This window comes from Streptomyces sp. NPDC047049 (genome assembly GCF_040643995.1).
GTDB classification, from domain to species: domain Bacteria; phylum Actinomycetota; class Actinomycetes; order Streptomycetales; family Streptomycetaceae; genus Streptomyces; species Streptomyces mooreae.
Window position 1 is genome coordinate 13,083 of record NZ_JBEYVM010000027.1, and the last position, 13,611, is coordinate 26,693.

Genomic DNA, 13,611 nt, shown 5'->3' on the forward strand with positions numbered 1-13,611 from the left:
AGACAGACATAGCCAAAGCATCGACGCAGAAGATCCTGACACCGGGGTAATCCGTGAAAAAGCTCTCCGCACGACGGCGCCATCCGCTGGCGGCGCTCGTCGTCCTACTCTTCGCGCTGGCGGTCACTGGGGGGCTGTACGCCGCGTTCGCGCCGGCGGACAAGGCTCAGGCCGATGACACCGCCCAGTCTCTTGCCGTCAAGGAGGGCAAGAAGCTCTTCGCCGTGGGCTGCGCCAGCTGCCACGGCACCGGCGGTCAGGGCACCTCCGACGGCCCGAGCCTGGTCGGCGTTGGCGCCGCAGCCGTGGACTTCCAGGTGGGCACCGGCCGGATGCCGGCCCAGCAGCCCGGCGCCCAGGTGCCGCGGAAGAAGAACATCTACACCAACGCCCAGATCGACCAGCTCGCGGCCTACGTCGCGTCGCTGGGCCCCGGCCCGAGCGTGCCGTCCAAGGAGCAGTACAGCGCCGACGGTGCCGACATCGGCAAGGGCGGCGAGCTGTTCCGCACCAACTGCGCGCAGTGCCACAACTTCACCGGTAAGGGCGGCGCCCTGACCGACGGCAAGTTCGCACCGACGCTCGAAGGCGTGGACCCGAAGCACATCTACGAGGCCATGGAGACCGGCCCGCAGAACATGCCCTCCTTCGGCGACGGCTCGCTGTCGAAGGAGAACAAGAAGGACATCATCGCGTACCTCGGCGCCGTCAACGGCGATGAATCCGAGAGCCCCGGCGGCCTCGACCTCGGCGGTCTCGGTCCGGTCAGTGAGGGTCTCTTCGGCTACATCTTCGGCCTGGGCGCGCTGATCGCGGTCGCCATCTGGGTCGCAGCCCGGACTACGAAGGCCAAGAAGTCATGAGCGAGACTGGACGACACGAAGACGTGCCAGAAGAAACCCTTCCCAGTGAGCGGGAGACGGCTCACGAAGGTGCGGTGGCCACGGCGGAGAACCCGTTCGCCGACCCCGGCCTGCCGCCCCACGAGCACCGCGCCCAGGACATCGACGAGCGGGCCGCCAAGCGCTCCGAGCGCACCGTCGCGCTGCTCTTCGTGGTGTCGATGGTGGCGACGGTCGCCTTCATCGCCTCCTATGTGGCGATCCCGATCGACAAGATCGTCTTCATCTGGCCGATCGGTCACATCAGCGCGCTGAACTTCGCGCTCGGTCTGACCCTCGGCGCGGCGCTGTTCTGCATCGGCGCCGGTGCGGTCCACTGGGCCCGCACGCTGATGTCGGACGAGGAGGTCGCCGACGAGCGCCACCCGATCGAGGCCGCCCCCGAGGTCAAGGCCAAGGTCATGGCGGACTTCGCGGCGGGTGCCAAGGAGTCGCAGATCGGCCGCCGCAAGCTGGTCCGCAACACGATGTTCGGTGCGCTGGCCCTGGTGCCGCTCTCCGGCGTCGTCCTGCTGCGCGACCTCGGCCCGCTGCCCGGGAACAAGCTGCGCACCACGAACTGGAAGAAGGGCGTCCGGCTCGTCAACCAGTCCACCAACCTCCCGCTGCGTCCCGAGGACATCGCGGTCGGCTCCCTGACGTTCGCCAAGCCCGAGGGCCTGGAGGAGAACGACGAGGAGTTCGCCGAGAAGATCGCCAAGGACGCCCTGATGCTCGTGCGGATCCAGCCGCAGGACATCAAGGACAAGCACGAACTCTCCTGGTCGCACGAGGGCATCGTGGCGTACTCGAAGATCTGCACCCACGTGGGTTGCCCGATCAGCCTGTACGAGCAGCAGACGCACCACGTGCTCTGCCCGTGCCACCAGTCGACGTTCGACCTCTCTGACGGCGGACGGGTGATCTTCGGTCCGGCCGGACACGCCCTGCCGCAGCTGCACATCACGGAGAAGGACGGCTTCCTGGAGGCCGCAAGCGGCTTCGAGGAGCCCGTCGGCCCGAGCTTCTGGGAGCGCGGATGAGTAACGAGACAACCGCGACCAGCACACGCCGTGGCCCGGCGCCACGGGGCGAGCGGATCGCGGACTGGGCGGACGGACGGCTGGGCATCTACAGCCTCGCCAAGTCCAACATGCGCAAGATCTTCCCGGACCACTGGTCCTTCATGCTGGGTGAGGTCGCGCTCTACAGCTTCATCATCATCATCCTGACCGGTGTCTACCTGACGCTGTTCTTCCACCCGAGCATGGCCGAGGTGACCTATCACGGTTCCTATGTGCCCATGCAGGGGATCCGGATGACCCAGGCCTTCGAGTCGACGCTGGACATCAGCTTCGACGTGCGCGGCGGCCTGCTGATCCGCCAGATCCACCACTGGGCCGCGCTGGTCTTCCTGGCCGCGATGATGGTCCACATGATGCGGGTGTTCTTCACCGGCGCCTTCCGCAAGCCGCGCGAGGTCAACTGGCTGTTCGGCTTCCTGCTGTTCGTGCTGGGCATGTTCACCGGCTTCACCGGCTACTCGCTCCCCGACGACCTGCTCTCCGGCACCGGTGTGCGGTTCATCGAGGGCGTCATCCTGGCGATGCCGCTGGTCGGTTCGTACCTGCAGTTCTTCATCTTCGGCGGGGAGTTCCCGGGGCACGACATCATCCCGCGGTTCTTCACGGTGCACGTCCTGCTGCTGCCGGGCATCATGCTCGGCCTGCTGGTGGCGCACCTGATCCTGGTCTTCTACCACAAGCACACCCAGTTCCCGGGTGCCGGCAAGACCAACAACAACGTCGTGGGCATGCCGCTGCTGCCGGTCTACATGGCCAAGGCCGGAGGCTTCTTCTTCCTGGTCTTCGGTGTGATCGCCGCCATCGCCGCGATCGCCAGCATCAACCCGGTGTGGGCCATCGGCCCGTACCGCCCCGACCAGGTGTCCACCGGCGCCCAGCCCGACTGGTACATGGGCTTCGCCGAGGGTCTGGTGCGTGTCATGCCGGGCTGGGAGTGGAACTTCTGGGGCCACACCCTCAACCTGGGCGTGCTCGTCCCGATCCTGGTCTTCCCGCTGGTCCTGGTCGCGATCGCGGTCTACCCGTTCGTCGAGTCCTGGGTCCGCGGCGACAAGCGCGAGCACCACATCCTGGACCGCCCGCGCAACGTCCCGACCCGTACCGGCTTCGGTGTCGCCTGGCTGGTCGCGTACTTCGTGATGCTGATCGGTGGCGGCAACGACCTGTGGGCCACCCACTTCCACCTGTCGATCAACTCGATCACCTGGTTCGTCCGGATCGCGTTCTTCGTCGGGCCGGTGCTGGCCTTCATCGCCACCAAGCGGATCTGCCTGGGTCTGCAGCGCCGCGACAAGGACAAGGTGCTGCACGGCCGCGAGTCCGGCATCATCAAGCGCCTGCCGCACGGTGAGTTCATCGAGGTCCACGAGCCGCTCGACCAGGAGCAGCTGCACGTGCTCACCCAGCACGAGCAGCCCGCGCCGATCGAGCTCGGCCCCGAGGTCGACGAGAACGGTGTGGCACGCAAGGTGTCGCGCTCGCAGAAGCTGCGGGCCAAGCTCTCCAAGAGCTACTACGGCGAGGACAGCGTCATCGCCAAGCCCACGGTCGAGGAGTACAAGGAGATCACCAGCGGCCACGGCCACCACTGATCACCGCGGCGCCTCATGGCGCACCGTAGGAGCACGCCACCCAGAGGGCCCCGTCCGATGACCGGACGGGGCCCTCCGGCCTGCCCGGCGGCTCGATAGGGTGAACGCACAAGCAGGACACAAATCAGGAGTGTGGACCATGAACGTTGCGACCCCCCTCGGCGGCGACAGCGTGGCGGCCCACACCTGGCCGGGCATCCTCAACGCCCTGCTCGACGGCCGGGACCTCGCCGCGGAGGACACCGCATGGGCGATGGACCGGATCATGCGGGGCGATGCCAGCGATGCCCAGATCGCCGGCTTCGCGGTGGCGCTGCGGGCAAAGGGCGAGACCGTCGCCGAGATCTCCGGGCTCGTCCGGGCCATGTACGAGCACGCCCGGCTGATCGAGGTGCCGGGACCGAGCGTGGACATCGTCGGCACCGGCGGCGACGGCGCCAAGACGGTCAACATCTCCACGATGTCCTCGATCGTGGTGGCCGGCACCGGCGCCAAGGTCGTCAAGCACGGCAACCGCGCGGCGTCCTCGGCCAGCGGCGCCTCCGACGTGCTGGAAAAGCTCGGCGTCAACCTCGACCTCACCCCCCGGCGGGTCACCGAGGTCGCCCGGGAAGCGGGCATCACCTTCTGCTTCGCGGTGAAGTTCCACCCCTCGCTGCGGCACGTCGCCAACGCCCGGGCCCAGCTCGGCATCCGCACCACGTTCAACGTGCTGGGCCCGCTGACCAACCCCGCGAAGGTCCGCGCCCAGGCGACCGGCGTCGCGGACGCCCGGATGGCGCCGATCCTCGCCGGGGTGCTCGCCGAGCGCGGCTCGTCGGCGCTGGTCTTCCGCGGCGACGACGGCCTGGACGAGCTGACCACCACCGCGACCTCCCGGGTCTGGATCGTCCGGGACGGCACGGTGCGCGAGGAGGCCTTCGACCCGCGCGACGTGGGCATCGGCCTGGTGCCGGTGGAGGCGCTGCGCGGCGCCGACGCGTCGTACAACGCGGAGGTGGCCCACCGGCTGCTGGACGGGGAGACCGGTCCGGTGCGCGATGCGGTGCTGCTGAACTCCGCGGCGGCGCTGGTCGCGCTGGAGCCCTCCGACGCCCCGCTGGCCCAGCAGATCCGGGCCGGTATCGACAGGGCCGCCGCCGCGATCGACTCGGGGGCGGCCCGGCAGGCCCTGGAGCGCTGGGTGACCGCCAGCAACACCTGAGCGCCCGGTGACGCGGCGTGTGACGCAAGCCCCGGTCCGGTATACGGACCGGGGCTTGCGTGATGTTGCCCGTATGGCATGATTCTGCGCAGGTCACGAGTGACAGCGATGCAGGCCCCGGCCCGCTGTCCGGCAACCCTCCTTCCGTGGCGGGGTGCCCCGGGTGATGACCAGGCCGTAGGCAGCGAGGTCTGCGGCAAGCGCGGATCCCTCGCCAGGGATCCTGGTCCCCGAGGGAGAACTTCCGTGAATCAGCGAATGCGATAGGGCTCGACGGCCCCTTTTCCGCATCCCCTTTTTCTTTCCGCTGCGGCGCCCTGCCGTGCGCTGTGCGCACCCCGACGCGCTCCGCCCCGCAGCGAATTCACTTGCTTCTTACGGGAGTTCGCCATGTCCGTTTCCGCCGTTGCCGCCGACCGCTCCGTCTGTGCCCCGCTGCCCGTCCTCGGCCGGGACGTCCGCGTCCCGCTGGTGACCGGCGGCGAGGTCGACTACGCCGCGCTGGACTACGCCGCCAGCGCCCCCGCACTGCAGCGGGTCTGGGACGACGTGGCGGCCTACGCCCCCTACTACGGCAGCGTGCACCGCGGCGCCGGGTACCTCTCGCAGCTCTCCACCGACCTCTTCGAGAACAGCCGCCGGACCATCGCGGAGTTCCTGGGCTGTGGAGCCGAGGACCAGGTGGTCTTCACCCGTTCGACCACGGACTCCCTCAACCTGCTCGCCTCCGTCCTCCCGCAGGACACCCGGGTCTTCGTCTTCGAGACCGAGCACCACGCCTCGCTGCTGCCGTGGGAGCAGCGTGCGGACGTCACCGTGACCTACCTCAACGCGCCCCGCACCCCGCAGCAGGCGGTGGACACCCTGGAGAAGGCGCTGGCCGAGCGCGATCCCTACGGGCCGGCGCTGGTCTGTGTGACCGGTGCTTCCAACGTGACCGGTGAGCTGTGGCCGGTGCGGGAGCTGGCGGCCGCCGCGCATGCGCACGGCGCGCGCATCGTGCTGGACGCGGCGCAGCTCGTCCCGCACCACCCCGTGGACATCGCGGAGCTGGACGTCGACTGGGTCGCCTTCTCCGGGCACAAGCTGTACGCGCCGTTCGGCGCCGGTGTCCTGGCCGGCCGCGCGGACTGGCTGCAGGCCGCCGCCCCGTATCTGGCCGGCGGCGGCGCCAGCCGCAAGGTCTCCCGGCGCACGGACGGCGGAGTCGACGTCGAGTGGCACTCCACCGCCGCCCGTCACGAGGCCGGTTCGCCCAACGTCATCGGCGCCTACGCCATCGCCTCGGCCTGCCAGGCCCTGACCGAGGCCGGTTTCGAGGACCTGGCCGCCCGCGAGCAGACGCTGATCGCCCGGGTGCGGGCGGGCCTGGCCGAGGTGCCCGAGGTGAACCTGCTCTCGCTCTTCGGCGAGGACGCGGCGCGGGTGGGCGTCTTCTCCTTCGTCGTCGAGGGCTGGAACAGCTCGCACTTCGCCGCGGCACTCTCGGCGGAGTACGGCATCGGCGTCCGTGACGGCCTGTTCTGCGCCCACCCCCTCGTCCGCACCCTCCTGGGCAGCGAACCGCAGGACCCGGGAGAGTGCGGCGCCCCGGAGGCGGCCCCCGGCGAGCGCTCCCTGAACGCCATCCGCGTCAGCGTGGGCGTCGGCACGCCGGACGAGCACGTCGACCGCTTTCTCCGAGCGGTCAAGGAACTGGTCACGAACGGCGCCCGCTGGAACTACCAGACGGAGGACGGCCGTTGCGTTCCCGCGCGTAGCGCGGTTTGATCCCCACGTTTTTGTCTTTCCCACCGTTTCGCTGCGCTTTGCCTTCGCCCGTTTTTAGCTTTCCCGCCGTTTCGCCTGCGCCTGGCGGCGGGCGGGGCGGGTCCGCTGCGCGGGGCTGTGGGTGCGGTGACGGGCCGGAGGGGCCGGTGTGTGGGACTGCTTCGCTTTACGTCCCACACACCGGCCCCTCCGGCCCGTCCCCTCCCGTGGGGGAGTGTGTTTCCGGGGGTGGGGGCGGGCCGTCTGCCCGGGCCCGGCCGCCGTGCGTACCTGCTTGGCGGATTCCCGTGGCTACTCCAGGGTCCAGCGGACCTTGTCGCCGCCCTTGATGGCGGTATGGCAGGGGCCCTTCTTGATCTTTTCCTCGTTCACGTACGCGTTCCACTTCTTCTTGCCCTCGGCGACGTCGCCGTGGATCTCGGTGACGACGAAATCCTGGGCTTTGGTGTCCCAGCGCGCCTTGACGCCGCCGAGGCCGTACTGCTCATCGGCGTCGACCAGGGCCGTGAGGGGCGTGGGCGAGAGGCCGTCGGCGGCGCAGTAGAAACCGCCCAGGAGTGTGCGCGGTCCCGTGATGACGAGTCCTACGCTGGCGGTGTAGGGGCCGCCGGTGACGCCGACGCGGACCCGGACGTCTCCCGGGGAAGCGAGGGCGGGCGGCGGCACCGCGAGAGCCAGGGCGAGGCCCAGCCCGAGCGCGATGACGGGGGTGGCCCTGCGGGCCAGCGCGGACGGCACGGTTGCTCACCTTTCGTCGGTCCAGCTCCACCCGCCACGAAACCACCGGCCTCCGGGGTCGGCGAGAGATGCGCCGCCAAATGCGTGCCCTGCCGCCCCGTGTGCCGCCAATTGCGTGTGCCGCCCGGCCCTCAGACGGATCGTCACGGACCGCTCTGGAGATAGATCTGCGCTGACGGCAGGCCCGGCAGCAGGTCCGGCCCTCGCACAATCTGGTCTCCCCGTGATCGCACGGCTCCGGCAGGCGGTCGCCCCGGCTGACGGCGATCCGTAATACGCCCCGCAGCGCCTGGTGGAGTGCGGCGGCCGTCCGGCACAGCTCCGGGATATCAGTGCCCCGTACGGCGGGCAGGGGCCCGGTCTCGTCCAGCAGTGCCTCGGCGGCGGCGATCAGGTCGTCCTCGGCCTGGTCGGCCAGCAGGGACAGGGGGCTGTCGGGGTTGTCCGTGCTCAGGTAGCACGGGCCACCGTCCGGTCTGGTCCACGGCAGCAGCCGCGGGGGCGAACACCGTGACGGCGAACTCTCGTACATATGACTCGCTTCCTTCGCATCGGCACCGCTCACTACCGTGTGTATCGCCATCGCCACCCTGTGGGACATGGCCTCAACGCAGGTGTCTCGTCCGCCTGTTGAGCTGGGACGACCGAGAGCTGACGGATATGAAGTTCACGTCGAAGGAACTGACCCCGTACCTGTCCGCACGCCACTTCTTCGGAGCCGAACAGCGCCGCCACCGCGAGCGCGCGAAGCTGTCGCTGGTGCAGTTGGCGGAGATCGTCAACTTCGGCAAGAGCACGCTGGCGCGCGTCGAGGCGGCGGAGCTGATGCCACCCCCGGAACTACCCGCCGCACTCGACGCGGCATTCGGCACGGAGGAGCACTTCCACGGCCTGTACCAGTTGGCGAAGAGGGAGGCGCACCCGGATCAGTACCGGCGCTTCATGGACTTCGAGGCACGTGCCGAGGTGATCGAGGTCTTTGAACCGCAGGCCGTGCCTGGATTGCTGCAGACCAGGCAGTACGCGCGGGCGTTCGTGGGCTGCCTGGACAATCTCTCCGAGGAACAGGTGGAGGAGCGCGTCAACGCCCGGATTTCCCGGCAGGACCGTCAGCGCTCGGACTCGCCGCCGTACCGGTGGGCGATCATCGACGAGGCCGTGCTGCGACGGCAGATGGGGAGCAGAGAGGCCACGTATAAACAACTGGCCTGGCTGCTCGAACAGGTGGATACTCCGGACAGTAAGGTCCAGGTGATGCCGTTCAGTTCGGGTCTTCACCCGCTGATGGGCAGCGCTCTGAATCTGCTGACGCTTCCCGACGGGTCGTCCGTGGCCTACGAAGAGGGCAACGATGTCGCGCACCTCTACGAGGATCCGGAAGCCGTGAAGAAGTGGCGGCGCAAGTACGAAGTGCTGCGCGCGAACTCGCTCTCACTGGCGGAGTCGGCAGAGCTGATCCGGAAGGTAATGGAGGACCACACACCATGCGACACACCCCCGAGCTGAGCACCGCCCGCTGGCGCAAGAGCAGCTACAGCAATCCCAACGGCGGGAGCTGCGTCGAGATCGCCGACGGCTTCCCCGGCCTCGTCCCCGTACGGGACAGCAAGAACCCGCACGGCCCCGCGCTCCTCATCCCCCGCGCGGCCTGGAACACCTTCGTGGACTCCCTCAAGGACCGGGACTAGAGACGCACTTCGGTCCGTCCCGGCGCGTCGCCGGGACGGACCGTCCCGGGCCGGTCACAGGGACACGCGCTGCCCGTCGGCGGTGACGGTGATGCGGTAGCGGTCCCGGGGCGGGCTGCCCTGGGAGTGCCAGGTGCGGTAGGCGGATTCGGCCTCGTCCCACAGGCGGCGGGGGCCGTGTTGTTCGATGTCGTACGACGCACGGCCGGGGACGTATTCGGCGGTGGCCCATGAGGTGCGGGCGTCGTCGAAGAGCCAGTACGTGGCCTCGTCGCTGCCGTCGTCGGCGTGGCACAGCAGGGGCCAGGCGTCGCGTACCCGGAGGCCGACGGCGAAGCGGGCGTGGGAGTCGTACTCCAGTACCCGGGGGTCGAGCGTGGTCGTGGAGTGGTCGCCCTCCTCGCCGTGGTACCAGTCGCGGATGCGGCCGTAGGAGCGGCGCTGCTGGCGGGCCCACATGAAGGCCGGGCGGCCGGAGAAGACGCCGGTGGCCCGGCCGTCGCGGACGGTCAGGGTGGCGAACGAGTAGGAGTGGAACGACGAGCCCCACGGGGTGAGGATCGTGCCGCCCGGTGCGGTCTGTGCCACCCAGGCGTAGGGGATGTCGCGGACCGTGCAGGTCGCGATGATCCGGTCGAAGGGGGCCCGCGCGGGGACGCCCGCCAGGCCGTCGCCGCACTCCGTGTGGGGGTGCAGGCCCGCCCGGGCGAGGTTGTCCCGGGCGATGTCGTGCAGGGCCTTGTCGGTCTCGATCGTGGTCGTCCGGTCCCCGCCGAGCCGGTGGGCGAGCCAGGCGGCGTGGTAGCCGGTGCCGGTGCCGACCTCCAGGACCGCGTCGCCGTCCCGGACGACCGCGGCCATCGCCAGCATGAGGGAGGGCATGGAGGTCGAGCAGGTGGGGAAGGCCACCTCGTCCGCCGCGCGCCGGCCGTCGTTGTGCTGGGTGATCAGGGGCAGGTCGGCGTAGACCATCCGGCGCCACTCGGCCTCGTCCGCGGAGCGGGAGACCGTGCGGTCGGCCACCTCGAAGGTGTCCGGGACGAAGTGCGCGCGGTCGACGGCGGCGACCGTCGGTGCCCATTCCGGGGGCAACTCGCCCTTGTTGTGCAGGATTTCCACCAGCCGGCCCGGCGAGGACATGGCGCCGCCCCTACTTCTTCTTCGGCGGGTCGGTCACCGGCTTGGTCCACCGGCCGTCGGATTCCTTCGGGCTCTGCTGCCGGTCGCCGTCCGCGCCGCCCTTGCCGTCACCGTGCTTTCCCACTGTGGTCCCCCTTCGTCGGTGAGTGGTGCCGGGGCGGCCCCGGGCCGCCCCGTGAGCGGATGCCCAGCACGATGCCCCCGCAAGCACCGGCTTGCGGGGGCATCGTTTCTTCACCGGGCTCCGCCGGTCAGGCCGGCGTCACACGCTCGCCGGCTCCGGTGTGCGGTCGGTCTCCTCGGGCTGCGGGCCGTCGGCGGCGGACCGCTTCGCGGCCTTCTTCTTCGCCCGGCGCTCCTTGCGGAGCTCGATCATCGCGTAGAGCGTCGGGACGAGGAGGAGGGTGAGCAGGGTGGAGGTGATCAGGCCGCCTATCACGACCACGGCGAGCGGCTGGGATATGAAGCCGCCGTCGCCCGTGATGGACAGCGCCATCGGGAGCAGCGCCATGATGGTGGCCAGGGCCGTCATCAGGATGGGGCGGAGGCGGTGGCGGCCGCCCTCGATGACGGCTTCGACGACGCCGTGACCCTGCGACCGGTACTGGTTGATCAGGTCGATCAGCACGATGGCGTTGGTGACCACGATGCCGATCAGCATCAGCATGCCGATCATCGCCGGGACGCCCAGCGGGGTGCCGGTGGCGACCAGCAGGCCGATCGCTCCGGTTGCCGCGAAGGGGATCGAGACGAGCAGGATCATCGGCTGGATCATCGAGCGGAAGGTGGCCACCAGGAGCATGAAGACGATGGCGATGGCCGCCAGCATCGCCAGGCCGAGCGAGGAGAACGCGTCGGACTGGTCCTGGGAGACGCCGCCGATCGTCGCGGTGGCGCCGTCCGGCAGCTTCAGCGCGTCGATCTTCTGCTTCAGCTGGGCGCTGACCGCGCCGGTGTTGTCGCCGGTCGGCTTGGCGGTGATGGTCGCCGAGCGGGCGCCGTCGATCCGGGTCATCTGGACCGGGCCGGGGACGGTCCGCACGGTGGCGAGGGTGCTGAGCTTCGCCGGGCCGGACGGGGTCGGGACGGTCAGGTTCTTCAGCTCGTCCTCGGTGGTGGCCGGGTGGGCCGACTTGATGACGATGTCCCGCTCGGTGTCGCCGAGGACGGCCTTGCCGCTGGTGGTGCCGCGGACCGCCTGGGTCACCGCCGCGCCGAGCGAGGCCTGGTCGTAACCGGCCTCGGCCGCCTTGGCATTGGGCTTCACGGAGATCCGGGGGACGCTCTGGGAGAGGTCGCTCTGCACGTCGGTGACGTCGTCGAGGCCGGCGACGGTCTTGCGGACCTGTTCACTGGCCGTCTTCAGGACACCGGCGTCGCCGGCCTTGACGACCACGCTCAGGTCCTGGCTGCCGAAGCCGCCGCCGGTGGTGAAGCTGGTGTCGCCGATGGACTTGCCGAGCTTGTCGAGGTCGGCGCGCAGCGCGTCGGTGACCTTGTCGGAGTCCGCGGAGTCCGCCAGCTTGAGCTGGTAGGAGGCCTGGCCTGCACCGGTGCCGCCGCCGAAGGCCGCCATGAAGCCGGAGGAGCCGACGGTGACCTGGTAATCGGCGATGTCGTCGTTGGCCGCGAGCACTTTCTCGACCCGCTCGGCCTGCTTGTCGGCCGCGTCCAGGCTGGTGCCGGGCTTGAGTTCCTGCTTGAGGGTGAGGGTGTCCTGGGCACCCTGGTCGAGGAAGTTGGTCTTGAGCAGGGGGCCCATGGCGAAGGTGCCGAGGAGGATCACCACGGCGATGGCCAGGCTGGTGAGCCGGCGGCGGGTGGCGAACCGCAGGACCGGGACGTAGCAGCGCTGAAGGGGGCTCTTGGCCTCCTTCTCCTCGGCCGCCCGGCGCAGGTCGTCCACCGTGGTGCCCTCGGGGATCCGCGGGGCCCGCAGGAACCAGTAGGACAGCACCGGGACGACGGTCAGGGAGACGATCAGGGAGGAGAGCAGGGCGACGGTCACCGTCACCGAGAAGGAGCCGAACAGGGCGCCGACCATGCCGCCGACCACACCGATCGGGAGGAAGACCGCGACCGTGGTGAGGGTGGAGGAGGTGACCGCTCCGGAAACCTCCTTGACGGCGCTCAGGATGGCCTCGCGGCGCTCCTCGCCGTAGCCCAGGTGCCGCTTGATGTTCTCCAGGACGACGATGGAGTCGTCGACGACGCGGCCGATCGCGATGGTCAGCGCGCCGAGGGTGAGCATGTTGAGGGAGAGGTCCCCGGTCCACAGCACGATCAGGGTGATGACGACCGAGAGGGGGATGGAGACCGCGGTCACCAGCGTGGAGCGCAGGCTGAGCAGGAAGACCAGGATGACGATGACCGCCATGGCGAGGCCGAGCAGGCCCTCGGTGGTCAGCGAGTCGATCGACTTGGAGACCTGCGGGCCCTGGTCGGAGGCGACCGTGACGTGCGCGCCCTTGCCCAGGTCCTGACGGATCGTGGAGAGCTTGTCCTTGACGGCGTCGGAGATGGCGACCGCGCTGCCGTCCTTGTCCATCGTCACGTTCACGGCGAGGCTGGGCTTGCCGTTGGTGCGGGTCAGGGACGTCGGAGTGGCCTGCTCCTCCTTGACGGTGGCGACATCGCCGAGGCGGACCGCGCCACCCGGACCCCCGCCCGCGGACGGACCGCTGCCGGCGGAGGGAGCACCGCCGGCGGACGCACCCTCGCCCGAGGAGGCACCGGCGCCGGCGGACGCGCCACCGCCCGCCGACGGGGCGAGCCGCAGGTCCTTGATCTGCGCGACGGAGGTGAAGCCGGCGCCGACCTGGACGGTCTTGCTCCTGCCGTCCTCGGAGAACGAGCCGGCGGGCACCGACGTCCCGCCGTTCTGCAGCGCCTGGCCCAGCGACTGGGCACTCAGCCCGGCGGCGGCGAGCTTCTTGTCGTCGGGGGTGACCGCGACGATCCGGTCCTGGACGCCGTTCACGCTGACCTGACTGACGCCGTCGATGTTCTTCAGGTCCGGCACCACGCTGCGGTTGAGCTGGTCGGCCAGCGTCTGCTGGTCCTTGGAGTCCGAGGAGACGGCCAGGACCACGGTGGGGATGTCGTCGGTCGAACCGGACACCACCTGCGGGTCGACGTCCTTCGGCAGCTTCGCGCGGGCGCGGTTCACGGCCTGCTGGACGTCGGCGACCAGGCGCTTGGAGTCGTTGCCGTAGTCGAACTGCGCCATGATGACGCCCGAGCCCTCGCTCGACGTCGAGGTGACGGACTTGATGCCGTCGACGCCCTGGACGCCGTCCTCGAGGGGTTCGATGACCTGCTTCTCGACGACGTCCGGGGAGGCGCCCTGGTAGGGGGCCAGCACGGACACCATCGGGAGCTCGATGGACGGCAGGAGCTGCTGCTTGAGCTGCGGGATCGCGATGGCGCCGAAGGCGATCGCCACGATCGACATCAGCGCTATCAGGCCCCGTTGTACGAGGCTGAGTCGGGACAGCCAGGACATGGGTGGGG

At 69.8% G+C, this 13,611-nt stretch carries 10 protein-coding genes and 1 riboswitch; of the genes, 7 read left to right on the forward strand and 3 right to left on the reverse strand.

Annotation, left to right across the window (positions count from 1 at the left end; all coding sequences use genetic code 11):
- Positions 1-53 precede the first annotated feature (53 nt).
- The 5 genes from ABZ851_RS34610 (at position 54) to ABZ851_RS34630 (ending at position 6,532) form a co-directional block, all read left to right on the forward strand.
- Positions 54-863 (forward strand): c-type cytochrome, encoded by an 810-nt coding sequence (locus ABZ851_RS34610; protein WP_088797294.1) that lies wholly within the window; start codon positions 54-56, stop codon positions 861-863.
- On the forward strand, positions 860-1,924 hold the full coding sequence (locus ABZ851_RS34615; RefSeq protein WP_311626834.1) for a Rieske 2Fe-2S domain-containing protein: 1,065 nt from the start codon (positions 860-862) through the stop codon (positions 1,922-1,924). Before ABZ851_RS34610 ends, ABZ851_RS34615 begins: the two co-directional genes overlap by 4 nt.
- Complete coding sequence (locus ABZ851_RS34620; protein WP_311626833.1) at positions 1,921-3,558, forward strand: ubiquinol-cytochrome c reductase cytochrome b subunit; 1,638 nt, start codon at positions 1,921-1,923, stop codon at positions 3,556-3,558. The genes ABZ851_RS34615 and ABZ851_RS34620 overlap by 4 nt, the downstream gene beginning before the upstream one ends.
- 139 nt (positions 3,559-3,697) lie before the next feature.
- On the forward strand, positions 3,698-4,762 hold the full coding sequence (trpD, locus tag ABZ851_RS34625; RefSeq protein ID WP_361136312.1) for an anthranilate phosphoribosyltransferase: 1,065 nt from the start codon (positions 3,698-3,700) through the stop codon (positions 4,760-4,762).
- 91 nt (positions 4,763-4,853) lie between these two features.
- Positions 4,854-4,971: riboswitch (SAM riboswitch) on the forward strand.
- Positions 4,972-5,152: 181 nt separating this feature from the next.
- Entirely contained in the window at positions 5,153-6,532 is a 1,380-nt protein-coding gene (locus tag ABZ851_RS34630; protein ID WP_361136314.1) for an aminotransferase class V-fold PLP-dependent enzyme, read from the forward strand.
- Positions 6,533-6,823: 291 nt separating this feature from the next.
- Here ABZ851_RS34630 and ABZ851_RS34635 read toward each other — a convergent pair whose 3' ends face one another.
- Entirely contained in the window at positions 6,824-7,270 is a 447-nt protein-coding gene (locus ABZ851_RS34635; protein WP_088797304.1) for a hypothetical protein, read from the reverse strand.
- Positions 7,271-7,930: 660 nt separating this feature from the next.
- On the opposite strand from ABZ851_RS34635, the gene ABZ851_RS34640 reads away from it, so the two are divergent.
- Complete coding sequence (locus ABZ851_RS34640; RefSeq protein WP_361136409.1) at positions 7,931-8,776, forward strand: helix-turn-helix transcriptional regulator; 846 nt, start codon at positions 7,931-7,933, stop codon at positions 8,774-8,776.
- On the forward strand, positions 8,755-8,958 hold the full coding sequence (locus tag ABZ851_RS34645) for a DUF397 domain-containing protein (protein ID WP_361136316.1): 204 nt from the start codon (positions 8,755-8,757) through the stop codon (positions 8,956-8,958). Before ABZ851_RS34640 ends, ABZ851_RS34645 begins: the two co-directional genes overlap by 22 nt.
- Positions 8,959-9,012: 54 nt before the next feature.
- Here the strand turns inward: ABZ851_RS34645 and ABZ851_RS34650 are convergent, their stop codons facing one another.
- Positions 9,013-10,098 carry a methyltransferase domain-containing protein gene (locus tag ABZ851_RS34650; RefSeq protein ID WP_361136318.1) on the reverse strand — a complete coding sequence of 362 codons (1,086 nt, stop codon included), beginning with the start codon at positions 10,096-10,098 and terminating at the stop codon, positions 9,013-9,015.
- Positions 10,099-10,360: 262 nt separating this feature from the next.
- A complete protein-coding gene (locus tag ABZ851_RS34655) occupies positions 10,361-13,603 on the reverse strand; it encodes an efflux RND transporter permease subunit (RefSeq protein WP_361136320.1) in 3,243 nt (1,080 codons plus the stop codon).
- Positions 13,604-13,611 lie beyond the last annotated feature (8 nt).